The organism is Bacillota bacterium (assembly GCA_013178125.1).
GTDB lineage: Bacteria > Bacillota > SHA-98 > Ch115 > JABLXJ01 > JABLXL01.
This window is the reverse complement of the sequence record JABLXJ010000018.1, coordinates 13,525-38,094: the sequence shown is the minus strand read 5'-3', so window position 1 is coordinate 38,094 and position 24,570 is coordinate 13,525. Positions and strand designations below refer to the sequence as shown.

Below are 24,570 nucleotides of genomic sequence, written 5' to 3'. Positions count from 1 at the left end.
CCTCCGGGAGATAGTATTCCCCATATTTAGCCCGCTTCCCCAACCCGCGCTCGCCCGTATTTAACCCACGCGAGGATCTGCTTAAACGCCAACGTCAGGCCCATGCTGAAACCGAAGATGAAATAGGTCCACGATCCCTCGTAGATGCCGAGACATACAGGTATGGAGAAGCAGGTAAACACCGAACTCAAATACTTGTGGCGGGTGAGAGCGTAAGAGGCGCCCCAGAGTCCCAGGAGTAAAAGCGCTGAACTGGCCGAAAGCATGATGAGCCCTCCACCGAAGGTGGCGAGCCCGCCACCACCTTCAAAGCTAAGCCATATAGGCCAGTTATGGCCTATCATCGCACACAAGATAGCGAGCAGGGCGGCGGATGGCATATCGCATGAGCTAAACCTGGCAAGCACCACCGCCAGCATCCCCTTCCCGAAATCGGCCATTCCAGTAAGCGCGCCCGGGATGATACCAACCGACTTAAAAACATTCACAGTACCTACATTCCCTGAGCCGACCCGGCGTATGTCCATTCCCTTAAATAACTTTGCAAAGATATAAGCAAAAGGGATCGACCCCAGGAGATAGCTAGCCAGGGCGAGCATCGCAAGTTTCATCTTTGAGCAATCCCCCCTCATGACATGATATATGACCAACCCCTGATTCAGCCTTACCTCTATATTTTTATTCTATTTTAAACCCGGCTCTTTCTGATTCCTTCTTCTACACCCGTAAAATTCCCTCAAATTCTGATTTACCCTTCTTACTGATCTACCTACTCTACCTGCTGACCTACTCTTTCTATCATTCTTCCGGTTCTTCCGGTTGACCCTTCCCCTTCAAATCCCAGGTCAATCCCTTTTCAACCGGGTCACTGCTGTTGCCATCTTCCCGCTCATCCCTCTTCCCATATCATTCTACCGGTTATCCCGCCGATCCCGCCGGTAGTGCTGCAGCCCCGCCTCATAAAGGTCGCCACCGTAAATATCATTAATGACAACCACGGGAAAATCTTCAACCTGAAGCCTGTAAATCGCCTCTGGCCCCAGGTCCTCATAGGCTACGAGTTCGCATGCGCGGACCCTCCTGGAGAGCAATGCTGCAGCCCCACCCACGGCGGCAAAATAAACCGCCCGGTGCCGCCGCATCGCCTCCTTTACCGCCTCACCCCTCGAGCCCTTGCCTATCATACCCCTTAAACCATGTTCTATCAGGGCCGGAGCATAGGCATCCATCCTGTAGCTTGTTGTCGGCCCGCATGGACCCACGGCCATCCCGGGCCTGGCCGGAGCAGGCCCGGCATAGTAAATTACCTGCCCCTCTAAGGAAAAGGGGAGAGGCCCCCCCTCCCTTATGAGCTCGATAAGCCTTGCATGGGCAGCATCTCTGGCCGTATATATGAATCCATGGATTCTGACCCGATCCCCTGATCTAAGGCTCACCACATCAGCGTCGTCAAGGGGCGTTGTAAGCTTGATGGGATCTTCGGCTCCTATTCTCATATCCATTCCTTTTCCCACTCTCAACCCTGATTCCAATCCACTGACTCCAGTTCTAGCCCTAGCTCTAGCTCTAGCTCCGGCCACATTTCAGCCCCAGCTTCACACCAACTTCGAGCACTATTCCTGCCCCTAACTCCTGGTTCAAAGGCAATCCACCTGTAGAGCAATCTACCCGTACACTAAATCTTCTACCCGTACACTATAAGACTATGGTTTTATGTCGCGAGGCGTGACAATTCAGGTTTACCGCCACGGGCAGGCTCGCTATGTGACACGGCATCACCTCAATATGGACACCGAGGGCCGTAACCCTTCCTCCAAAACCTTGAGGACCTATGCCGAGATCGTTGATCATTCCTAGAAGCTCATCCTCCATGCGGGCGTAAAAAGGCTCCCTATTCTTCTCCCCCAGGGGCCGGAGCAGCGCCCTCTTAGCGAGGAACGCCGCCACCTCGAAGGCGCCGCCGATCCCCACGCCCACAACAACCGGCGGGCACGGATTAGGACCGGCAAGCCTGACAGTCTCAACGACGAAATCCTTCACCCCATCCTCCCCAGCCGAGGGCGACAACATGGCTACCCTGCTCATGTTCTCACTGCCAGCGCCCTTGGGTGCCACCATAATGGTAAGACGGTCCCCAGGCACCAGCGAGAGGTGAATGAACGCAGGGGTGTTGTCCCCCGTATTCTCGCGGCGGAGCGGGTCGCGGACAACGGACTTCCTGAGGTAGCCCTCGCTATACCCGCGCCTCACCCCTTCATTGATTGCATCATAAAGCAGCCCGCCGGCTATATGGACCTCCTGGCCCAGTTCAACGAAGACCACGGCGAGACCCGTGTCCTGGCAGGAAGGTATAAGGGCATCCCTGGCTATTCTATTATTCTCGATAACCTGCCGGATCGCCTCCCTGCCCTGCTCAGATTCCTCGATCTCCAGAGCCGTATCGAGGGCCCCCATTACATCGTCACCGATGCTGCAGTTAGCCTCAATGCAGAGCGCACGGACAGCCTCTATGATTTCCGAAACGTGTATCTCCCTCATACTGCTCATGTCGGCACACCCGCCCCTCCCAGCTTCCATCCCATGGCTTCATGGCTTCATCTCATGGCATGGTATGGCATGGCATAGCACGGCATGAAATGACACGACATGGCATAAGATGACATCGCTGCATATCGCCATCTCGCGCTGCTATTTCACGCCTCCGGCGCGGGCGCGATGATCCCCTCCCCCATGAGCAGGCTGGTCATCTGCCTGGATCTCTTGATCATGGAGGTGGCCTTCTCATAAAGCTCCTCCCTGCTTGGCTTGACCCTGGCCACTCCGAGCTCTATGGCTTTGAGGCCCACGGCCACCGCCTCCCGCGGGTAGACCTCCCAGTCATCCATCGTCGGAATCAGGTAGTCCTCGCTTATACCCTTGTCTTCCGCGCACTTCGCCAGCTCAACCGCGGCTGCTATGCACATCTCATCCGTGATGGTTCTGGCCCTCACATCAAGGGCACCCCTGAATATGCCGGGAAAGCCGAGGGAGTTATTGATCTGGTTTGGGAAATCCGACCTGCCCGTGGCCACTATCCTCGCCCCTGCATCCTTTGCATCCCAGGGCCATATCTCGGGGACAGGGTTTGCGCACGCAAACACGATCGCACCCCGTGCCATATCTGCCACCCATTCCCTCCTGATTACATCCGGCCCGGGCTTTGACAGGGCTATCAGGGCATCCGCTCCCTTCATGGCATCCGGTATCCCGCCCACAACGCCTCGACTGTTAGTCTTGAGGCATATGTCCCATTTCTCCCTGTATTTTGTCGCCCTCTTGAGATCATCCCTGCCGGCGTGGAGCGTCCCTTTACTATCGCACATGACTATATTACCAGGGGTGGCTCCCGCGGCAATTATCATCCTGGCTGTGCAGATGTTGGCCGCCCCCGCTCCGACCATGGCTATCTTGACCTCATCTATCCTCTTACCGACAAGCTTCAGGGCGTTTATGAGGCCCGCGACCGTGACAGCTGCTGTGCCCTGCTGGTCATCATGCCATACGGGGATTTCAAGCTCATTTCTCAGCCTCTCAAGGAGGTAAAAGCACTTGGGCTGCTCGAAGTCCTCCAGATTCACACCACCGAAGGAAGGCTCAAGCCATTTAACCGCGGATATTATCTCATCAGGGTCCTTCGTTCCAAGGCAGATAGGGAAGGCGTCAACACCACCCAGGTACTTGAATATCAAGGACTTCCCCTCCATCACCGGAAGTCCCGCCTCGGGCCCGATGTCGCCCAGGCCAAGCACCCTGCTCCCATCTGAGACGACTGCCACCGTGTTCCACTTGTTCGTATATTCGTAGACAAGCTCCTTGTCGGCCTTGATGGCCTTGCACGGTTCGGCCACGCCAGGTGTATACCAGACGGCAAAATCATCCAGGCTCCTGATAGCACACTTGGGGGTTACCTCTATCTTCCCCCTGTAGAATGGGTGAAGCTTCATCGCAACCTCAGCCGGTTTTCTAGCCTTCGCAAGTAGTTCGTCGCGCGTCGTCATCTCTCAATCTCCTATCGAAAATAATAGATAGCGCATATAGCACATACTGGCAGCATATATGCATATATGGCAATATCATATTATCATATCTGGAAGCCTTTTTCCGCAGGCTTCGACATTTTCTAAACTTCGACAAGCGACAAAAAAACTCCTCTCGCACCCAAACCAAAACATCCTTACAACAGGCTTACTTTTACCTTGACCTGGTTAAAGACCGCATAGTATAATTAACCCAGTATACAATTTCGACAACTATTTGGGCCAGCATCAGGATAAGTTGCTAATTGCAACGCTGTGGCTCATCGTCGTATACCCCTAGCCCCTATCATTTCGTGAATGTTTTATTCACTTGTCACGAATATTCTATTCTCTTGCCAGGCTGGACAAACAGGCCCATCCAGATCATCCTATTTGATCCAGGGGGGCCCTCACGTCGACTCCAGCGGCGCCGATAGAAGATGAAATGCGCGCACTGCATCAACACTAAATAACGTTGAAACTATCACCGGGGAGGTGGTAGCGCGAGGCTAAGATCAAAATCTAAGATCAAAATACCGTGGTCAGAATCAGGATACTGAATGTTGAGGGGGTAGAAGTATAATGAAAAGGCTTCTAATCTGCTCCATTGCTCTAATTTTGTTCCTGTCGCTGGGGATGGCGGCATCAGCTGCGGAACCAATTAAGATCGGGCTCAACCTGGAGATGACAGGAGGGACAGCCGCTTACGGCCAGATGGGCTATGAAGGTCTCCAGCTCATCCAGGAGCTTGTGAAGCCTGAGGTTCTCGGAAGGCCTGTCCAGTTTGTCCTGGTAGATAACAAGACCGACAGGGTGGAGGCAGCCAACGCCACAAGCCGCCTGATCGAAAAGGAGCACGTTGTTGCGATAATAGGCCCTATGATCAGCGGGAATATGTTGGCAGCCGGCCCCATAGCAGAGAAATACCAGATTCCGATTATAGGCCCGTCAACCACCAACCCTCTTACCACCCAGGGAAAGCAATTCGTTTTCCGTGCCTGCTTTATAGACCCCTTCCAGGGAACGATAGCTGCAAAGTTCGCCTACGAAACTCTCCGCGCCAAGAAAGCTGCAATACTTTCAGATATAAACCAGGACTACTGCGTGGCGCTTGGTAAGTTCTTTAAACAGGAGTTCGAGCGCCTCGGCGGCAAGGTTGTCTCTGAAACCTACCTCAAGACGGGCGACCAGGACATGACGGCCCAGCTCACGGCCATTAAGAGAGCCAAGCCCGATGTTATTTACTTCCCCAACTACTACACTGAGATCGCAATCGCGGCAAGACAAGCTAGAGACCTTGGCCTCACCCAGCCAATCCTCTCGGGGGATGGCGCTGACGCCCCCGAACTCATCTCCATCGGCGGCAAGGCTGTTGAAGGCCTCATGCACACGGCGTTTTGGCACGAGAAAACGGCCGTAACCGAAATCGGCAAAAAGTATCTCAAGGCATATAAAGAGAAATATGGCAAGGCCCCCAATGCGTTCGGCGCGCTCGCGGCTGACTCCTATTTGATCCTCCTGGATGCCATCAAGCGGGCGGGCTCGACGGACCCCAAGAAGATAAGGGACGCTATCGAGGCCACAAAGAACCTGCAGGTGGTCACAGGCCCGGTTACGATAAAGAACGGCGACGCCATAAAATCTATCGTGCTGCGGCGCGTCAAGAACGGCCAGTTTGAATTCTTAACGGTCGTGAACCCGCAGTAGGCTGTGTAGGTTGCTGTTGTATGTTATTGATTGTAAGTTAATGTTGTAGGTTATAATGTTGTAGGTTATTAGGTTACATAGAATAATTAGGAAATAGGATTACAGGACTCAGGGGGAGTTTGCCGGTTCTCCCCGGGACCAACAAAACCGGCAATCCATGTTTATCCATAAATTGGGGTCAATTAGGATCGCGGCTACTAAGAACAGAATCAATAAGAATTGAGACTGCAGCAATTGAATGTCAATCACAAATGCTGAATATATATACGGAATAACTGGGGAGGAAAGAAGGGTAGCCACCCTCCGGTGGTAGTATTATGGATATACAATCTTTTATCCAGCAACTCTTAAATGGCATTTCCCTCGGTAGCCTTTACGCCCTCATCGCCATCGGCTATACGATGGTATATGGTATACTCCGGCTCATAAATTTCGCGCACGGTGACGTCTTCATGCTTGGCACGTATTTCGCTTTCTACCTTGTGATGATCTTCATGCTGCCCTGGTGGCTTTCGGCCATCCTGGCCATAGCCCTGAGCGCCCTCGTCGGAATGTTCATCGACCGTGTGGCGTACCGCCCCCTGCGCAATGCACCGCGAATATCCGCGCTCATCACCGCAGTGGGCGTTTCATTTTTCATGGAAAACACGGGCATAGTGGTCCTGGGAGCCCGGCCCAAGGGCTTCCCGCGACCGGACTTCATGAGCCACGCTTACAACCTGGGCGGCGCCTACATAACCGGCGTCAGCATATGGGTGCCGGTAATAAGCATCATCCTGCTCCTCGTTCTCTTTTACGTAATCTACAGGACAAAAATAGGAATGGCAATGCGGGCCGTCTCGACCGACATGGAGACCACGCGCCTTATGGGCGTCGACCTCGACCGTGTAATCTCGTACACCTTCGCCATCGGGTCCGCGCTCGCCGCAGCCGGCGGGATAATGTGGGCATGTAAATATCCGCAGATCAACCCGCTCATGGGAATCTTCCCCGGCTGGAAGGCGTTTACCGCCGCTGTGGTCGGCGGCATAGGCAACATCCTGGGTGCGACTATCGGAGGGCTGGTAATAGGCATAATCGAGATCATGATTGTTGCATTCTTCCCCGCCCTCTCAGGGTACAAGGATGCATTCGTCTTTATAGTCCTGATCGTATTCCTGCTCGTCAAGCCTACAGGCATACTCGGTGAGACCCTGAAGGAGAAGGTGTGATGTCAAAGATGAAAAGGGAATGGCAGATGCCCCTCACGGTTCTGAGCATAGCGGTTTTTGCCCTCTTCATCTGGTGGGGGCAGAATCACCTCAATGCCTATTACATCCGGGTCCTTAATACGGCTGCCATCTATATAGTGGCCGCCGTTGCATATAACCTTATAAACGGCGTAACGGGCCAGTTTTCACTCGGACCGAATGGTTTCATGGCTCTCGGGGGGTTCACGGTAGCCCTGCTCGTCCTCCCGGTCCCCCAGAAACAGATGGTCTATTTCCTCCAACCCCTGATATGGCCTTTTAATTCATTTTCACTGCCTCAAGGCCTTTTTGTAATCGCTGTCCTGCTCGGCGGCGTGATAGCTGCCTTGGGAGGCCTTCTGATAGGTTTTCCGACCTTGCGACTCAGGGGGGATTACCTCGCCATAGCAACTTTCGGCTTTGGGGAGATAATATTTGTGCTCGCAAACAACCTTATCCCCCTCACGAACGGCGCACTCGGGATCAAAGGGATCCCTGAGTATTCGACGCTCATGTGGACATGGGGCTGGGCCATCTTTTCCATCATAATGGTGAGCAACCTGGCCAAGTCGAGCTACGGCCGGGCCATGAAGGCAATCAGGGAGGACGAGATAGCGGCTGAGGCGATGGGCATAAATGTCTTCTTCCATAAGATGCTGGCATTCACTGTGAGTGCATTCTTCGCCGGGGTTGCTGGTGGCCTGCTGGCCACCCTCATAACCACCGTATCCCCAAGCCTCTTCATGTTTACGATGACGTTCAACCTCCTGATCATCATAGTCCTGGGCGGGCTCGGAAGCATCACCGGCTCAGCGATAACCGCTGTGCTGTTTGCCTTCCTGCAGGAGCTGCTGCGGGCGGTTGAGGCACCCATACAGCTCGGCCCCATACACCTGCCGGGTGTAGCTGGTATGCGTATGGTGGTGTTCTCCCTGCTCCTTATATTAGCCATGCTTTTCTACCGGCGTGGCCTGTTTGGTAAGAAGGAGCTCACATGGGACACGATCTTCTCGCTATTGGGACGCACAGGAAAGAGAGTGGGGACGACATGGAAAAGCGAAAAAATGAAGCTATCCTGACAATGAATCACGTTACCGTGGCATTCGGCGGCCTTACAGCCGTCAATGATTTCTGCATCGATATCCGGCCAGGGGAGCTGGTGGGCTTGATCGGCCCGAACGGCGCAGGTAAGACCACGGTATTCAATGTAATCACAGGTCAATATACACCGACCAGGGGTGAGATATTCTTCGAGGGCAGGAATATCACCGGCCCCAGGCCCGACATGGTAACAAAATATGGCATAGCGCGGACCTTTCAAAATGTGCGGCTCTTCTCGGAGCTATCCGTCCTCGATAACGTCCTCGTCTCATATCATGCTCGCATTAAATCCTCTTTCTGGGAGGCCATTTTTCACAGCCCGCGATATCTGCGCGAGGAAAGGACGTTTTATGAGGGCGGGATGGAATTGCTCGAACGGGTTGGGCTCTCCGATATGGCCAGCGAGATTGCGGGGGCGCTGCCATATGGTCAGCAGAGACGGCTGGAGATCGCCCGCGCCCTCGCCACCAGGCCTCGTCTCCTGCTGCTCGATGAGCCGGCGGCGGGGATGAATCCCGAGGAGACGCGCCAGCTCATGGACTTCATACAAAAGATCCACGATGAGTTTGGGCTCACCATTCTCCTCATAGAGCATGATATGAAAGTAGTGATGGGGATCTGTGAGAGGATCAGGGTCCTTGACTACGGGATATCGATCGCCGAGGGAACGCCCATAGAGATCCAGTCAAATCCGAGAGTGATCGAAGCCTACCTGGGCGAGGAGGAACGCGATAATGCTGAGGCTTGAGAATCTACACGTTTATTATGGCGGTATTCATGCTCTGAAGGGGATCACCATGAATGTTCCCGAGGGCAAGATCGTGACGCTGATCGGAGCCAACGGAGCCGGCAAGAGCACCACCCTCCGGGCCGTAGCTGGACTGATCAGGGCCCAAAAGGGTTCCATTAGGCTTATGAATGAAGATATAACGGGTAAGCCAGCCCACGTCGTGATCCAAAAAGGGGTTGCCATGGCTCCCGAGGGACGCCGGATCTTCCCCAACCTCACCGTCCTGGAAAACCTCCTGATGGGCGCCTATCCGCGGACGGATAAGGATGAGGTCTACAGCGACCTGGACTGGGTATTCTCCCTCTTCCCCCGCCTGAAGGAGCGCCAACGCCAGAAGGGCGGCACGCTTTCCGGAGGAGAACAGCAGATGCTCGCCGTAGGTCGCGCGTTGATGTCGAGGCCAAGGCTCCTGGCGCTCGACGAGCCTTCTCTCGGCCTCGCCCCTGTGCTGGTAAACGAGGTCTTTGATGTCCTGAGGCAGATCCACGAGCAGGGCCGCACCATACTTCTGATCGAGCAGAACGCCAAGGCTGCGCTTAAGCTTGCTGACTACGGATACGTCCTCGAAACGGGGAAAATTACGATGTCCGGCTCCGGCCGCGAGCTTCTAGAAAACGAGCAGGTGAAGAAGGCATACCTCGGGGAATAGCTTCGGGAGAAGAGGGGATAAACCTCTGGAGCCCCCGGCCGTCGGAGCCTGGCCGCAGCTACCAGCCTAGCTGCCGGCTGCTAGCGATGGGTATATTTCAAGGACCTTATAATAAGCATGGCCACCACAGCTACGATCAGGGCCGCTATAATAAGAACCTCAAATGGCCTCATGATCTCGAAAATCTGCGCCACATAGGTTCCCGAGAAGACGCCCACGTAGGTCCAGAAGACGCTCCATACAAAATCGCCCAGCCCCGAGAAGATCAGGAAGAGGCCCGGGTTCATACGGGCCACTCCAGCACCAAGGATTGTGGGAGTTCTTGGAATCCCGAAGAGGCGAGCGAAGAATGCCGCCGGGGGACCGTAGCTTTGAAACCACGCCTCAACGGCATCGAGGTGCTCCTCCCTAAGTCTGAAATAGCGGCCATACCTCCGGAGGACAGTCCTGCCACCCTTTGCTCCTATCATGTATCCAACCGCGTTGCCCGTGACATTGCCAAGGGTTGCGATAACAGCCACCAGGGCGAAATCGAGCTGGCCTTTGCTTATGAGATACCCCGCCGCCATGAAAACCAGCTGGACCGGGCCCGGCATGCCTGTTCCTTCAATCGCAAGGCATATAAAGATCGCGATATAGCCGTAATTTGCGACCAGCCTGTAAATGCCATCCCCGAGACTCTCCAACTCAGACCCCCTGCCCTTTCACCCTTCTCCTGCCGACCTAACCTATCTCACACCAAGTGACATATATCCCTTCTCTTGACATCCAGTGTTTCTTTAACTATATTATTTTGTGAGCGCACCGCTATAATCAATTAGCAAACAATCAATAAGACATGAATAGTCCGGGAGGGATCCTTTCAAAATGCCTACCTATGAATACCTATGCAAGAAGTGCGGGCGTTTCGAAGAATTACAGAGCATGAGCGAGGAACCATTAAAAACCTGCCCCACCTGCGGCGGACCCGTTAAGAGGCTCATAAGCTCCAACGTAAATATCATCTTCAAAGGGTCCGGCTTTTACACCACAGACCACCGCAGTAAAGAGTATAAAGAGAGCATGAAAGCAGATGATGGGGGAGGGAGCTCTTCATCTCTCAAGGAGACGGCGGCATCCTCCCATAGCTCTTGAAGTTGAATTCTTGACCCTGAATCCTGAGCTCCAGCTAACGCCCCTGGCTGGTGCCGCTGGCGCCAGACCGCCAGGCTGGCACCATTACCAGGCCGACATCGCTATCGGATGCCACGCCGGATCGCACACGCGACCCAACGACATGGTGCCCCCGGCGAGCTTGCCGGGAGCACCATCATTACCCACCTGATGGCCTGCTGGAATTCCAGGCTCCAGGACTCCAGGCCTGCTTCAGGACTCCTCTATCGTCGCTATGTCCTCCATTTGGAAGTCACTCGTTCATTGAATCCACCGGTTGAGCCTCTGCTTCAGGGCTTCCTTGGGCTGAACCCCGATGACCTGGTCCACGACCTGACCATCCTTGAAGATGAGCAGGGTTGGTATGCTCATTATGCCGAAACGCGAAGCCGTCTCCGGATTTTCGTCCACGTCCAGCTTTGCGATCTTGGCCTTTCCCTGGTAATCCTCAGCTAGCTCCGAGACAATTGGAGCCATCATCCTGCACGGGCCGCACCATGCAGCCCAGAAGTCTACGAGGGCCACGCCTTTGTACGCCCTTATTTCCGACTGAAAGGTTGCATCTGTCACTTCGATGGGGTGAGACATGTTTTTTCCTCCTTCCACATTTGAACCTGGCTTATCTGAACGGGTGGCGCCCGAGGACGCCCCCGAGCCGTTCATCTTAGCATTCGATAAATAGTATGCCGCTCCCAAGATGCCGGTAACACAAATGATTGCGAGAAGGGCCCCAACGAGCATGAGCCTCCTCCGGTGATGACCGGATCCCGCACTTACTCTACGCGCCTCCGTCCCATGTTTCGCTGATCGTCCCACAGCCCCTTCTCCCTCCCATAATAAGGCTGAACCATAACCCAAACCATAACAAAGCCGAAACCTGCCGCAGCTACCTCAGGGTCTTGAAAATGGTATCGATCATCCTCTGCATCTCGGCCTGCACGTCCCGACCGCTTGCCATGGAGTTGAGCACGCACTGCCGGGCATAGCTTTCGAGGACGCTTAGCTGGACCTTGTTGATCGCAGACTTTATGGCCGCAAGCTGGGCCAGCACATCCGTGCAATCCTGCCCATGCTCAACCATCTTCTCGATCCCCGCTATGTGTCCCTTTATCGTCTTGAGCCTGCGAAGCAACTCGTCGCGCGCCGCCGCATATGCAGCATCGGAAGCATCAGCGATTCCCTCCATGCCATGGGATCCCGCCGGGTTCTCGCCTTCCTCAAATTCCTTCACCGGCCCGCCTCCTTTCTCACCATCAGCGTTGGGGTCGGGATGACGCGATAGATTCCCTGCCAATTTTGGGCCCCTCCCCCAGGGGTGGGGTCTGGCTTCTAAATTCATTATATGTGGTCCCCTAACATAAGTCAATAGGCTCCCGTTTGTTCCCTCATATTTTTTATTCCCCGCCTATTTTGTGCGCAAAATCAAACCTCAAACCAGCAGGCAAAAAATATGGGTGCGGGAACCCTGGAGGACCGCACCCATACCCTTCTTACCTTACTTCTTCTCTTACATTTACATACATCCTGCCTGCCGACGAATTTCCGCAGACGACCACTTTCCATTAGCACTATGTGAATGTTCAAAGATTGTCGCCACTTTTCCAGGACTTACGGTGCTTGCGCGACGGGGCCTTTGAAATTTGGCAAGGCCCTCGCGCCAAATTTCAACGGAGGCGCGCCGCAAGCGCGCCGTCCCCGGAGCGCAACACCGTAAGTCCTGGGACGTGCTGGTAAACTGGCACAGATTTAGGGACCTGCACTTAGCATCAGCATAGGCATCAGCATCAGGCGATCATGAGGCGAGTAAGCCCTTCTATTGAAGTATCCTCCCTATTCACATCGGCTATCTTTTCACCGTGTTTCAGCACTACGAGCCTGTCAGCGGCGGGATAAACATGATGGAGGTTGTGAGTTATAAAGATGCTTGATATTCCCTGCCGCTTGAGATCCTGTATGTATTGCAGGACCTTGTTAGACTCCTTCACAGAGAGGTTATTCGTGGGCTCATCCAGGATCAAGAGCCTGGTCTTGAAATACATAGCCCTGGCGATGGCTACGCCCTGTCTCTGGCCCCCCGACAGCTCCCTTACGCTTGCCGCCGCAGACCTCAGCTCGAGGCCGACTTCCCGGAGGGCACGGGCTGATTCCTCTGCCATCTGCTTGAGATCCAGCAATTCTATGGGACCAATACGGCGCGTCAACTCCCTCCCCAAGAATATGTTTCTCCTGACGTCCATCGTGTCCACGAGCGCTGTCTCCTGGTGGATTGTTTCTATGCCCGCCTCCATGGCGTCCCTCGGGGATGAAAAACGCACCACGCGTCCCTCGAAAATTATCTCGCCCTCATCGGGAGGGTAGACACCGGACAACACCTTTATCAGGGTGGACTTACCCGCCCCGTTATCCCCCACGAGGCCGACGACTTCGCTATACCCTACGCGAAAGTCCACGCCCCTCAGCGCGCAGACCCTGCCGAACCACTTGTGAATGTTCCGCATCTCTATCATTATTCTATCCCGCATCATTATCCTATCCTGCGCATCATCCGACATATCATCCGACCCCCGCATCATCCTCAGATTCAGGGCTGTGACACAGAAACCCGACGCAGGAGGCCTCACCCTCACACAGGAAGCCTCACAATTTAATTAACACCTCATCTTCTGCGCTTTCTCCCTGATGGCGGTATTTAGAATCACCGCCAGTATGAGAACAATTGCAATAAATACACGAAACCAGTAACCCGGTGCCCCCGCCATGACCAGGCCGTTATCGATAATCCTGATGAGTAAGGCCCCGACCGCCCCACCTATAACGCTCCCGACGCCGCCGGTCAACTGGGTTCCCCCGATGACTGCGGCAGCGATCGCGTCAAGCTCGTAGTTCTGCCCCGCTGAGGGCAGGACAGCCCGGAGCCTCGAGGCTTGAATGAGCCCGCTGAGGCCCGCCAGGAACGATGTCAGGATGAAGGTGCGGAGCTTGATCGCCCTGGGGTCTATACCCAGGACTCTCGCAGTTGCAGGGTTTCCACCCGTAGCAAACGCCCAGTTCCCAAACCTGGTCCGCTCGAGCATCACCCATAAGATGAATACCAAGGCTATGAAATAAAGAAGCGAAAGTCGTATGAAGCCCAACTGGCCAACCAGCACAGCCCTGAGGGTAAGGGCCTCAGACGGGAACTCCGGGGGAAAACCCTCAGTTATCAGGAGGACTATTCCACGCCACAACATCATGCCACCCAGGGTGGTTATGAAGGAGGGGATCTTGATCTTCAAGGTTACGAGCCCGTTGAATGCGCCTATGCAACAACAGAGCGCCAGCGAGACGAGCATGGCCAGCCACACATTCAGGCCGCCATCCGCCAGGCTCACCATCGCGACCGGGCAGAAAGCAAAGACCGATCCCACAGATAGGTCGAATTCGCCCGAGATCATGAGGACGGTTACACCGGCGGCCAGAATTCCAACCTCGGGGAGCGCCTCCAGGATGACGGCGATATTGTTGAGGCTCAAAAACCTGGGCGAAAGCAAGAAGAATAAGAGAATGGCTGCCAGCAGCATTATGAAGCTGCTCGTCTCCTTTATATGAAGGATCCCTCTGAGCTTCCTGACCAACACGGGCGCCACAGGGGCTCTTCCAGCAAGCGGTGTTCCATTCATGTCATCTTCTCCTCGCAAGCAGGGCCCCCTGTGGCCCATATAGGCAGGTAGGCGGGAATGACGAACCGGCGAATCAGCGGCGGACCACAGGGGGATTCCATTGATTGGATCCTTGTCCTGATCTTAGAATCTTACCTGATCCTTATCCTTTACCTGATCCTCTTCTCTGAAAGCTCCCGCACCGTCTTGACATCGTCTTTGTCGACGATAGCAAGGCCGGTATCGACATCCCAGGCGCTCAACCCGTAGGTCTTCATGAGATAAAGCTGCACTACGGGCAGATAGCCCTGGAGGTAGGGTTGCTGGTCGACAGTCAAATGTATGTACCCAGCCTCAATCCCATCCAGTATCTCGGGTATCAGGTCAAAGCCGCCGATCACGATACGTCCGGGCTTGTATCCCAGGCTCTCGACTGCGAGGCGGGCTCCGGCAGACCCAGTGCCAACCGTGAGGATCATGTTGACCTCCGGGTGCTTCTTGAGGTAGCCCATGAACCTGGAGTGTTGCGTGGACCTGTCCATGGAAATGTCGAGCCTCTCATACTTGGCTCCGTATTCATCAAAGAACTTCGTTATACCCTTGGATCGCAACTCAGCCCAGACGAGGCCGGGGCCCTCGATGCCTATTAACACGTTCAATGGCTTCGGCGGGCCGGATGGGAAATATCTGACTGCGGACCTGGCAAGATTATAGCCTGCATCCTCCAGCCTCTGGCCGATATATGAGAGCCGCGCGTTACCCTTGGCCCCTTCAGGGTCGTCAGTATTGGATACGATTACGGGTATGCCCTTGCTGATGGCCTGTTTGACAACATCGTCAAACATTGTCGGGTGGGGAATAGTGGTTATTATGCCATCAGGCTCCTGGGCGAGCACAGCTTTAAAGGTGGATAGCTGAAATTCCAAGTCTCCTTCCTTCGGGGGGCGATACATGACCCCGGTGCACCCGTACTTCTCCAGCGCATCTTTGAAGCCTTTGTAAACCGTGGCCCAGAAGATATTCTCCTCTCCACCGTGACAGAGGAACACAAAATTGTACTTGGGAGGGGTCTTCGCCAGAACAGATGTCCCGGCAACTACCAGGAGAGCCAGTGATGCGATCACAACCCACATTACCAATGCTCTTGACCTCTTCATCTCGAAACCTCCCTTAAATTGAAATTGATATAGTTTGGGGTTTTAATAGGGCAAGCCTATATTCATAATATATATCTTATTCGCAGTAATGTCAATTATGGAAAAACGTTGAAACGTTGCCTAACTACATCCTATGACTCTGAATACTAGGCAGCTCTGCGCCACACCCGCTGCGTCGGACCTGCAAAGAAACTTGGCAGGCTGCCTCCCACCCTGCAAAGAAATTTAGCAGGCTAACCCGTGGGTGAGGCGAAACTGCTAAGGATCTTGGCATCTCTGCGCGCAGCCTACCTAGAAAATAGACATTACCCCAGCTAAGACCATTTTCATTCCCTGGTGGTGCCGCTGAAGGCGGCATGGGCGTCTGCCCTGAAAATAGCTCCACCCGCATCAGAGGATTTTCCTCTACCTGATGGTGCTGCGTAGCGGCATGGGGGTCTGCCAAGAAAGTAGGCAAGCTTACCCGTAGGCGGAGGCAAGATGGCAGCAAAGTTGGCAGGATGAATGCCTAACTGCCTAGAATCTTGGCATCTCTACGGGCAACTTGCCAAGGAAGTTATCATGCGCATGCTGGGGGAGCAGAGACTATCAGAGGCAGAGAGCCTATATCGAATATACCGATCAGCCTAGCGAAGGATCTATCCTATCCCCTACCACTCTCTACCATATAGTATATCCGCCGTCAACCACCAGAACGTGCCCCGTCGTAAAGGATGAAGCATCCGAGGCGAGGTAGACGACGGCCCCTCCGAGCTCCGACGGCTGGCCCGGCCTGTTCATTGGCGTCATGCCGATCCAGTACCTGGTGGCCATTTCCGTCTTGAGGATCTCCCTGGTCATCGCCGTTTCCATGTAACCGGGGGCGATGGCATTCACGCGGATGCCGTGCTTTACCCATTCAGAGGCCAGGGACCGCGTGATCATGATGACTCCCGCCTTCGATGCGTTGTATGATACCTGGGGCTGCGGGGTATTGACGATGAGCCCTGACATGGAAGCAATATTGATTATGCACCCTCGCTTCCGTTCGATCATATGGCGTCCAACGCGCTGCGAGCAGAGGAAGACAGCAGATAGATTGAGGTTGATTACATCATTCCAGTCCTTCATGCTCATATCCTCGGCGGGGATGTGCTTGACTATGCCTGCGTTGTTGATCAGGATATCTATCTTGCCAAACCTGTCCAGGGTGGCCTTGACCATGGCGTCCACGTCTGATTCGTTTGTAACATCGGCCCTGATTGCAATGCACTGCCTGCCGGTCGCGTCAGAGAGCCTCCGGGCCGTAGAGCGAGCCAGGTCCTCATTTATATCGGCTATAACGATATCGGCGCCGGCCTCCGCCAGTGCCTGTGCCATAGCCTCACCGAGCCCCTGGGCGGCCCCTGTGACGATAGCGACTTTACCGGTAAGTTTAAATGAATCCATCACTGACATGTCGGAGATCACTCCTTATATTTCAATGATACTTCGTATTTCAACAATACTTCGTAGCCTAGAAATGACCCAATTACTTCCAGAGACACTTTCATTCTCTGTGGCGTCGAACCGCAGCATGGGGGTCTACTCCGTAATAGATCGTAATAGATCCGGTTGATAGGCAAAACCACCCGATTTTGAACAATTGCCCTTGCATTAGTTCATTTCGACGGGGCTTATCTGAATCCTCCTTAGGTGGCGGAAAATTTATGGTAGGTACACCCACGGCAAAGTACACCCATAAAAAGAAGTCCAGATAACACTGACACCAGAACGACACCAACAATAAAGCCTTCCACACCATAATTAATAGTCCAAAGAAGGTAATTCTCTTCGGATCCTATGCCAGGGGAAGGGCTGACCTCTTCACTGACCTGGACCTTCTTGTGATCCTCGACAGCGAACTGCCGTTTATTGAACGCACAGGGTGGCTTTACAGACAGCTCGCGCCCCGCGTGGCAGCCGATATCCTGGTTTACACCCCTGAGGAATGGGAAAGGGTGCAAGGGAGGCCGTTTATTCAGAAGGCACTTTCAGAAGGAGAGGTTCTTTATGAGGAAATCACCGATTGAAGAGGCCAGGCGGTGGCTGGACCAGGCACGAGAGGATCTCAAATGGGCTCATAGGTTAGCTGAAGAAGGCGGATATCATATTGCCTGCTTTCTGGCTCAGCGAGTGGCCGAGAAAGCAATCAAGGCTTTCCTTTATGCGAAGGGCGAATTGCTAGTTTTGGGGCACTCCGTAAACGCGTTGAGTGAGAGAAGACAGGCGAATATGACAAGAGGATAGAGGATAAACGCAGCGCATTGGCGATCCTGGATGGCTATTATATTCCCACCCGATACCCAAACGGTCTTCCCGATAGCATCCCTGCGCAGGTTTATAATCAGAAGGCTGCCCGCGAAACGGTTGACCTGGCGAATGATGTGGTTGATACCATTGCCAAGTTCCGCAGAACCCCCTGGCTTTAGCCATGGGGAGGTTCAGCCAATCCACCCACTGCCAGCTCTCACTTCACTGCCGGCTCGCTACCCTTCTGCCTGCGCCTCGGCCTGCGCAAGATACTCCTCGCGCGATGCGAGCTCGCCGCCTGTGATCTTGCTGCCCACCGCCCTGTAGTTCGCGTCGAATTCGACTAGCAAGTCTATTCTATTGAAGCACCTGGTGCCCATGACCTCTTTTCTAACAAAGAATACCGCCCCCGGCGCCGAACACACACCATCGCAATCCCGCTGGATCTCATCGGTCTTGCGTAGCCTCAACGCAATAATCTCTCCGCATTTCTTGCATTTTACATAGACCCAGACGGCGTTGCGGTCGCTACTACCTGCCGGGGCCCCTGCAGCCTTGCTCTTCGCAGGCTGCCCTGCCGCCGAACCAAACAACCTGGCGAACAAGCCCATAATACTCGCACTCCCTCCGAAAGCAGGCTACTACATTGCCCCATCCATTTACATCAATAACGCCACCGACCCACCAACAAAAACGCCATTGGTGGACAACCTTCAGGGCCACCAACAGATAGCCTTCAATTTAAATTTACCACATTTTCGCTCCTGGTGCAATGAAACCAATTGAAACGTTGAAAATGCTAGAACGAAGCTAAGTGCAGGTTCCTTAATTTATGCCAGTTTACCAGCGCGTCCCAGGACTTACGGTGCTTGCGCGCCGTCCCCGGAGCGCAACACCGGCAACCCCCGGAAAAGTGGCGGTAATCTTCGAACACTCACATAGGACGAAGCTAGGATGAATATCGCGGTAGATTCCACCCGCTGCCATTGCGATACAAATTCTTAAAAAATCTCCGTCAGCAAGCAGGAAACTTCGTTTCATTTATAGAATATTTAGTTGTGCAATATGTTGCGAAATTAGCGCACTATGTTGTGATACATTCGTGGCACATCGTTTCAATCTCTACCCGTAATTCCTCTGAATTCACATGATTCAAAGGAGGCGATGATAGGGACAGAACATGGTGACTTCGCTCAGCACAAACGTCTTTGCCGCTCGAATCTCAGTTTTAGGGAAAAATCTCCAGGTAGCCATCCATGCTGGCATGCGGCACCACGGTGCCACGGTGCCACGAGGCATGGAAATCTATTTCCGAAGGAGGTCCCGATAATGTCTAGGAAGGCCGTAGTGTTGTTGTTTGCCGTGCTCTTTACGGGGGTATCTTTGTTGAGCGTCTTTACATTTGCACAACCCGTGACCCTAACAGTAATGTATCAAAATTCAGGGCAGGAGGATGATCTCCTACGTGATTGGATGAATGAAAACGTCGCCCTGTTCGAGAAGTCGCATCAGAACGTAAAATTCAACGTGATCTCCAATGCCACAGGCGACGAATACTTGACCAAAATCACCGCTATGATGGCTGCCGGCAATACCCCGGACGTTTTTCAGGGATGGACCCTCGGCCGGATGGAGCCGTTTGCGAAAGCGGGACGGCTTTACGACCTTAGCAAGGAGTTCAAGAAGGACCCCAAATTTGCAGCCTTCCTTCAAAAGGAACCGCTTCAATCCACCACTTTTAACGGCGGAGTTTACGGAATACCCGCGACGCTTGATGGAGAGTTCATCTTTTACAACAAAAAGGTCTTCAAAAAATTGGGGCTCTCGAAACCTGAGACATACGAAGATTTTCTCCGCATAATCAACGTCTGTAAAGCCAACGGAATCATCCCGATAGCCCTCGGGAACAAGGAAATCTGGATTGGCACGATACCCTATATGATGCTGGCCGAGCGCATTGGCGGTTTAGAGGCCTATCGCGCCACCGTCATGGAAGGCACCGGCAAGTGGACCGACACACCCTTTATCGAGGCGGGAAGGAAGCTACAGGAATGGATCAAGATGGGTGCGTTCGAGCCGGACGTCAACGGCATACCGCCCGAAGAGGCGAGAGCCAAGTTTATCAACGGCAAAGCCGCCATGTATTTCATGGGCACGTGGGAGATCGCCGGCCTGACTTCAAGGATGGGCGTCGACGGGTTTGGTATATTCAACCTCCCAGATATCAAAGGCGGAAAGGGAAGCAGCAAGCACTATCTCATCATACCGAATGTTGCATTCTCGATAGGACAGAATTCGCAGCACAAAGATGTCGCAGTTGAATTCCTCAAGTTCATATTCTCGCCGGAGCGCCAGCGCAAGTTCGCCAAGCTCGGCTTCATACCGACAACCAAGGTGTCCATTGACCCCGCCGAGGCGAATCCAATCCAGGTCGAGGCCTTGAACGCGTTCGCATCGGCCACCGGGACTATGTATCCGTGGGACGTTCCCCTGGGTCCGGCATTGGGTAAAGAACTCAACAATACCACGCAATTACTTTATGCGGGTGTTTCACCAGAAAAGGCCCTCGCCCAGCTTGAACGGATAGCACAGAGTATGAGATAATCCAACTAAGGAGACCGAACTAGACCAGATGGTACATGTTCCGGGGGTTTTTAGGCCCCCGGAACGTTTAAAATAACCCACTGAGGTGGAATTGTGATATGCAGAAGATGTTGGGTAACAAGCTTCTGATATTCGTTTTTATGGCTCCAGCCCTGTTTCTCTACAGTGCAGTCATACCGTATCCGATTGTGAAGTCGGTCGTTTATAGCTTCTTCAAGTGGGATATCGTCGGCAAACTGTATTACGTTGGCCTAGACAATTTCGCCCGGTTGTTTACAAGAGACTACATCTTCTTTACTGCTTTAAAAAACACGTTTGTGTTTACCATAGGCTCGATACTGCTGCAAATACCCCTGGCATTCCTATTAGCCAGCGTTGTAGTAAGACTCGGCAAGCTTACGAAGCTCTTTAGAAATGTCTACTTCTTGCCGTGTACCATTTCGGCGGCAGCGGTGAGCCTGCTTTGGCAATTTATATATCACCCGAATATGGGAATTCTTAACACTGCCCTCAGAGGACTGGGGTTGGAGCGTTTGACGCACACTTGGCTCGCTGACCCGAGATTTGCCCTTTACGCAGTCATAGTCAGCGTGGCATGGCAGTGGTTCGGCTATCACATGGTAATCTTTCTCACCGGTATTACTTCAGTTCCGGATTCCATATTCGAATCAGCAGAGATCGAAGGCGCTACCGGGTTCAAAATGATACGTTACATCACATTTCCCCTGCTGAAGCCGTTTGTTAAGATCAGCCTTGTGCTTATAACCACGAGCTCTATAAAGGCGTTTGATAATATATACGTCTTGACCGGGGGAGGGCCGGCACACGCTTCGGATGTGCTTGCGCTCCAGATGTACCAGAAGGCATTTACCCAGATGGAATACGGTTACGGGAGCGCTATCTCAGTCGTTCTCTTGGTGTTATGCATCGCACTCACGGTTATATTAAACAAGTTGTTCGCGCAGAATCCGGTCGAGTTTTGAGGAGGCGGGGAAGCAATGTCGGGAGATGTCCCGGTTCGGGGAGCCCACACGTCGGGTGCGCGTGAGATCAGATTCAACCTCAGACTGCAGCTACTAAAAAAGCTTATAATCTATGGGCTGCTCATTGCATTGGCAGTGACAGTCATTTATCCGATCGCGTGGACGATCATAAGTTCATTGAGAGATAGCGAGGAGTTCTTCCAAAATCCCTGGGGGTTCCCACGAGGTTTCGACGCGAGCGTCTATGAAAAGGTGTGGAATGAACATCAACTTAAGTACAACTTGTTTAACAGCGTGATGCTATCTGCCATCGCCGTGAGCGTATCTCTGGTCGTATCTCTTATGGCATCTTACGCCATCAGTAGGATGAAATGGAGGTTCTCCGGCCTCGCCCTTGCCTTCTTCCTCATGGGAATCATGATACCGGTTCATTCCACGATCATACCGCTTTACATCAGCATGCAACCCATCATCAATTCTTTGGGCGCGAGGTTCGCCCTGGCTATACCGTATATAGCGTTCAATCTACCCGTATCCATCTTCATTCTTACCAACTTCATGAGGTCCATCCCGAGCGTGCTTGAGGAAGCAGCGGTTATAGACGGCTGTTCGGTGCCACAACTCTTCTTGAGAATCATAGTGCCGACCAGCCTGCCCGCTATAGCCACAGTATCGATATTCAGCTTCCTTGGAGTGTGGAATGAGCTCCTGTTCGCCCTCGTTTTCCTATCGAGAAACACCGAACAGACACTGCCCCTCGGGATCCTGAGGTTTACGGGGAGGTACGCGGTCCAGTGGTCTGAAACGCTCGCCGCTGTGTCGATTGCCATGATACCGAGCATGGTCATCTACATGATACTGCAGGATAGGCTGATCAAGGGGATGACCGCTGGGGCAGTCAAGGGTTGAGGGTGGCGTAAGTTAGGATATAGCAATGTTCACTTAAGATATATATAGTAATGTTCATTGTAAACGGCTTTACACAGAATGTGGTGATGATGATAAATGACAACTAAGAAGAAAATGACTTCGAGGGAACGCATGATGACTGCCATGCGAAACGGGCAGCCGGACATGATCCCGGTTGCGCCCGATATTTCCAATATGATCCCCTGTAAACTGACTGGAAAGCCGTTTTGGGAAATTTATGTTAACGAGAATCCCCCGCTGTGGAAAGCATATATTGACGCCGTGAGATATTACGACTTCGACGCTTGGTTCATAGACGGTTACATCGAATACCTGACGCCGTATCCAATCAAACCAAGGAGACTGAGCCTCAAAAAGACAAAAAGCAGATGGATAGAGGAAAGAGTCTTCGAGACTCCGGCAGGGGACCTCACCGAAACAGTGACTTATTATGTGGCTGATCCCCCCACCAAGACGTCTAAAGTCGTGAAGGATTTTGATCAAGATTTCCCCCGACTTCTCGCACTATTCCCCGAGATTCTCGACTACGACTCTAGCGTCTTGGAAGAACAGAGGGCAGAGTTGGGGGAGCTTGGACCTCTTGGAACGTTCATTGAATGTCCGGGGTTTCATACATGGCTTGACTATTTCGACGGAAACCTCGAAGCGCTCACATACGCCTATTATGATCACCCGGACAGATTCGAGGAACTCCGGGAAGTACATGAGAAAAATGCTCTGCGTCGATGTGAAATGGCGATAGATGCAGGTGTTGACCATATCTTAACCGTCGGAAGCGGAAGCATCACCTTGCAATCACCAGAATTATGGGATAAATTTACCTTGCCAACATTGGAGAAAATTACCAAGATGTGCAAGGAAGCTGGTGTCATCTCCGGCGTCCACTCTTGTGGGAAGGAAGCCCACGTGGTCAAGTCGGCCTATGAAAAAACAAATCTAAATTACATCAATCCGCTCGAGATCCCGCCGATGGGGGACTCAAACTTGCGGGAGTTCAAACAGCTTTACGGTGATAAACTCTGTCTCATGGGCAATATCCACACCACCGATGTCATGCTCAAAGGGACCCCCTCGGATGTAGAGAGAGCCGCACGACAGGCCATCGACAACGCCGCTGCCGGTGGCGGGTTTATCCTTTCTACCGGTGATCAGTGCGGCAGGGACACGCCAGAGGAGAATATACGTACGCTTATACGAACGGCCAGGGAGTATGGGGTTTATAAATGAATGTTGAATAAATAACTGTGCCGAGTAAATAAATGAATGAAAGGAACGCAGTTGATGAGACTCACACTGGAAGATATCGCAAAAAAGGCCAAGGTTGCCAAGTCCACAGTCTCACGGGCCTTGAACAAACCGGAACTCGTGAGCGATAACACGCGAAGGCATATTATCCAAGTCATGAGGGATCTAGGCTATGAACCCAATAATATAAACCAACTCTCCCGACGAACCGGAAACCTCGCATTTTTGATCGACGGCAAAGGCTTCTCGCCGCAAGAATTATTCTATACGAAAATCTTTAAAGGTGCAGAGGCTCAGGCTAAAAAGGATGGGTATCACTTTATGCTGACAATAACAAGTTCCGAAGAAGAGGCTACCGGTTTTCTCGATCAAGGGAAAGTCGACGGGGTGATAGTGGCGGCACAGACCACAAAAGCCTTCTTCAGGCGTGTTGTGGAACTCGAATACCCTGCGGTATTCGTAGACTGTAACATCGTCGATAAAAGGATGAACCGTGTAGAAATCGATAATTTCGATGGAGCGTTTGAGGCAGTCAATTACCTGATAGGGTTGGGCCACCGACATATAGGATTCGTCGGCGCAAACATGAGACATCCCAGCATACTACATAGGTTTTACGGCTATCGGGAGGCTCTCCTAAACTCTGGAATCGAACCGGATCCAGACATTATCGTTGCAGATAGAGAGCTCGAGGCCACCGTGGAAACCGGCATGCTGCTCATGAAAAGGATGCTGGAGAGGACCAAGAACATGCCCACCGCCATTTTCGGCGCGAACGATCATCTGGCGGTCGGTGCCATAAAGGCAGTACGCTCTTCCGGTATGAGCGTCCCGGATGATATATCGGTGATAGGCTTCGATGATGTTGACATAGCCATCCATTCGGAACCGCCGCTTACGACCATGAGAATCCACAAGGAGGAGATCGGTGCTCTCGCTGTGGTCAGATTGGAGGAGCTCATGAGCGGGCGAAATGTCCATCCTTCACGGACAGTGGTCTGTGTCAACCTGGTGGAGCGGGAAAGCTGCGTTAGATGCAAGAACAGATGAGAACGAGAA

General features: G+C 53.0%; 24 protein-coding genes and 1 pseudogene. 13 read left to right on the top strand and 12 right to left on the bottom strand.

What is annotated here, in order from left to right:
* Positions 1-26 precede the first annotated feature (26 nt).
* From HPY71_12870 to HPY71_12855, 4 genes are all read right to left on the bottom strand, one after another.
* Positions 27-611: a glycerol-3-phosphate acyltransferase gene (locus HPY71_12870; GenBank protein NPV54388.1), complete on the bottom strand. Its 585-nt coding sequence runs from the start codon at positions 609-611 to the stop codon at positions 27-29.
* A gap of 300 nt (positions 612-911) precedes the next feature.
* Complete coding sequence (locus tag HPY71_12865; GenBank protein NPV54387.1) at positions 912-1,496, bottom strand: Fe-S-containing hydro-lyase; 585 nt, start codon at positions 1,494-1,496, stop codon at positions 912-914.
* Positions 1,497-1,695: 199 nt separating this feature from the next.
* Entirely contained in the window at positions 1,696-2,538 is an 843-nt protein-coding gene (locus tag HPY71_12860; GenBank protein NPV54386.1) for a fumarate hydratase, read from the bottom strand.
* Between the two features lie 155 nt (positions 2,539-2,693).
* Entirely contained in the window at positions 2,694-4,037 is a 1,344-nt protein-coding gene (locus tag HPY71_12855; GenBank protein NPV54385.1) for an NADP-dependent malic enzyme, read from the bottom strand.
* A 600-nt stretch (positions 4,038-4,637) separates the two neighbouring features.
* On the opposite strand from HPY71_12855, the gene HPY71_12850 reads away from it, so the two are divergent.
* The 5 genes from HPY71_12850 to HPY71_12830 all read left to right on the top strand — a co-directional run bounded on the left by HPY71_12850 (position 4,638) and on the right by HPY71_12830 (position 9,531).
* The gene (locus HPY71_12850) at positions 4,638-5,762 is read left to right on the top strand and encodes an ABC transporter substrate-binding protein (GenBank protein NPV54384.1); all 1,125 of its coding nucleotides are present in this window, start codon (positions 4,638-4,640) and stop codon (positions 5,760-5,762) included.
* A 317-nt stretch (positions 5,763-6,079) separates the two neighbouring features.
* Positions 6,080-6,973 carry a branched-chain amino acid ABC transporter permease gene (locus HPY71_12845; protein ID NPV54383.1) on the top strand — a complete coding sequence of 298 codons (894 nt, stop codon included), beginning with the start codon at positions 6,080-6,082 and terminating at the stop codon, positions 6,971-6,973.
* A gap of 8 nt (positions 6,974-6,981) precedes the next feature.
* Positions 6,982-8,070, top strand: a complete 1,089-nt coding sequence (locus tag HPY71_12840; protein ID NPV54382.1) for a branched-chain amino acid ABC transporter permease — start codon at positions 6,982-6,984, stop codon at positions 8,068-8,070.
* On the top strand, positions 8,040-8,840 hold the full coding sequence (locus HPY71_12835) for an ABC transporter ATP-binding protein (GenBank protein ID NPV54381.1): 801 nt from the start codon (positions 8,040-8,042) through the stop codon (positions 8,838-8,840). Before HPY71_12840 ends, HPY71_12835 begins: the two co-directional genes overlap by 31 nt.
* Positions 8,827-9,531 (top strand): ABC transporter ATP-binding protein, encoded by a 705-nt coding sequence (locus HPY71_12830; GenBank protein NPV54380.1) that lies wholly within the window; start codon positions 8,827-8,829, stop codon positions 9,529-9,531. Before HPY71_12835 ends, HPY71_12830 begins: the two co-directional genes overlap by 14 nt.
* An 80-nt stretch (positions 9,532-9,611) precedes the next feature.
* Here HPY71_12830 and HPY71_12825 read toward each other — a convergent pair whose 3' ends face one another.
* Positions 9,612-10,217 carry a DedA family protein gene (locus HPY71_12825; GenBank protein ID NPV54379.1) on the bottom strand — a complete coding sequence of 202 codons (606 nt, stop codon included), beginning with the start codon at positions 10,215-10,217 and terminating at the stop codon, positions 9,612-9,614.
* Positions 10,218-10,398: 181 nt separating this feature from the next.
* Here HPY71_12825 and HPY71_12820 point away from each other — a divergent pair, with 181 nt between their 5' ends.
* Positions 10,399-10,665: a zinc ribbon domain-containing protein gene (locus HPY71_12820; GenBank protein ID NPV54378.1), complete on the top strand. Its 267-nt coding sequence runs from the start codon at positions 10,399-10,401 to the stop codon at positions 10,663-10,665.
* A gap of 279 nt (positions 10,666-10,944) precedes the next feature.
* Here the strand turns inward: HPY71_12820 and trxA are convergent, their stop codons facing one another.
* From trxA to HPY71_12790, 6 genes are all read right to left on the bottom strand, one after another.
* The gene (gene trxA / locus HPY71_12815) at positions 10,945-11,271 is read right to left on the bottom strand and encodes a thioredoxin (protein ID NPV54377.1); all 327 of its coding nucleotides are present in this window, start codon (positions 11,269-11,271) and stop codon (positions 10,945-10,947) included.
* Between the two features lie 298 nt (positions 11,272-11,569).
* On the bottom strand, positions 11,570-11,977 hold the full coding sequence (locus tag HPY71_12810; protein NPV54376.1) for a metal-sensitive transcriptional regulator: 408 nt from the start codon (positions 11,975-11,977) through the stop codon (positions 11,570-11,572).
* 490 nt (positions 11,978-12,467) lie between these two features.
* On the bottom strand, positions 12,468-13,205 hold the full coding sequence (locus HPY71_12805) for a sugar ABC transporter ATP-binding protein (GenBank protein NPV54375.1): 738 nt from the start codon (positions 13,203-13,205) through the stop codon (positions 12,468-12,470).
* Between the two features lie 126 nt (positions 13,206-13,331).
* A complete protein-coding gene (locus HPY71_12800) occupies positions 13,332-14,342 on the bottom strand; it encodes an ABC transporter permease (GenBank protein NPV54374.1) in 1,011 nt (336 codons plus the stop codon).
* Between the two features lie 149 nt (positions 14,343-14,491).
* Positions 14,492-15,454 (bottom strand): substrate-binding domain-containing protein, encoded by a 963-nt coding sequence (locus tag HPY71_12795; GenBank protein NPV54373.1) that lies wholly within the window; start codon positions 15,452-15,454, stop codon positions 14,492-14,494.
* A gap of 684 nt (positions 15,455-16,138) precedes the next feature.
* Entirely contained in the window at positions 16,139-16,915 is a 777-nt protein-coding gene (locus tag HPY71_12790; protein NPV54372.1) for a glucose 1-dehydrogenase, read from the bottom strand.
* A 344-nt stretch (positions 16,916-17,259) separates the two neighbouring features.
* Here HPY71_12790 and HPY71_12785 point away from each other — a divergent pair, with 344 nt between their 5' ends.
* Together HPY71_12785 and HPY71_12780 are read left to right on the top strand one after the other, a co-directional pair.
* Positions 17,260-17,529 (top strand): nucleotidyltransferase domain-containing protein, encoded by a 270-nt coding sequence (locus HPY71_12785; protein ID NPV54371.1) that lies wholly within the window; start codon positions 17,260-17,262, stop codon positions 17,527-17,529.
* Positions 17,510-17,928, top strand: a pseudogene (locus HPY71_12780) (HEPN domain-containing protein). Before HPY71_12785 ends, HPY71_12780 begins: the two are co-directional and overlap by 20 nt.
* Before the next feature lie 57 nt (positions 17,929-17,985).
* Here HPY71_12780 and HPY71_12775 read toward each other — a convergent pair.
* Positions 17,986-18,360 (bottom strand): hypothetical protein, encoded by a 375-nt coding sequence (locus HPY71_12775; GenBank protein NPV54370.1) that lies wholly within the window; start codon positions 18,358-18,360, stop codon positions 17,986-17,988.
* A 718-nt stretch (positions 18,361-19,078) separates the two neighbouring features.
* On the opposite strand from HPY71_12775, the gene HPY71_12770 reads away from it, so the two are divergent.
* From HPY71_12770 to HPY71_12750, 5 genes are all read left to right on the top strand, one after another.
* The gene (locus HPY71_12770) at positions 19,079-20,353 is read left to right on the top strand and encodes an extracellular solute-binding protein (GenBank protein NPV54369.1); all 1,275 of its coding nucleotides are present in this window, start codon (positions 19,079-19,081) and stop codon (positions 20,351-20,353) included.
* A gap of 98 nt (positions 20,354-20,451) precedes the next feature.
* Positions 20,452-21,336 (top strand): sugar ABC transporter permease, encoded by an 885-nt coding sequence (locus HPY71_12765; protein ID NPV54368.1) that lies wholly within the window; start codon positions 20,452-20,454, stop codon positions 21,334-21,336.
* A gap of 15 nt (positions 21,337-21,351) precedes the next feature.
* Positions 21,352-22,245 carry a carbohydrate ABC transporter permease gene (locus HPY71_12760; protein NPV54367.1) on the top strand — a complete coding sequence of 298 codons (894 nt, stop codon included), beginning with the start codon at positions 21,352-21,354 and terminating at the stop codon, positions 22,243-22,245.
* Positions 22,246-22,440: 195 nt separating this feature from the next.
* Positions 22,441-23,493 carry a hypothetical protein gene (locus tag HPY71_12755; GenBank protein ID NPV54366.1) on the top strand — a complete coding sequence of 351 codons (1,053 nt, stop codon included), beginning with the start codon at positions 22,441-22,443 and terminating at the stop codon, positions 23,491-23,493.
* 36 nt (positions 23,494-23,529) lie between these two features.
* Positions 23,530-24,561 (top strand): LacI family DNA-binding transcriptional regulator, encoded by a 1,032-nt coding sequence (locus HPY71_12750; protein NPV54365.1) that lies wholly within the window; start codon positions 23,530-23,532, stop codon positions 24,559-24,561.
* Positions 24,562-24,570 lie beyond the last annotated feature (9 nt).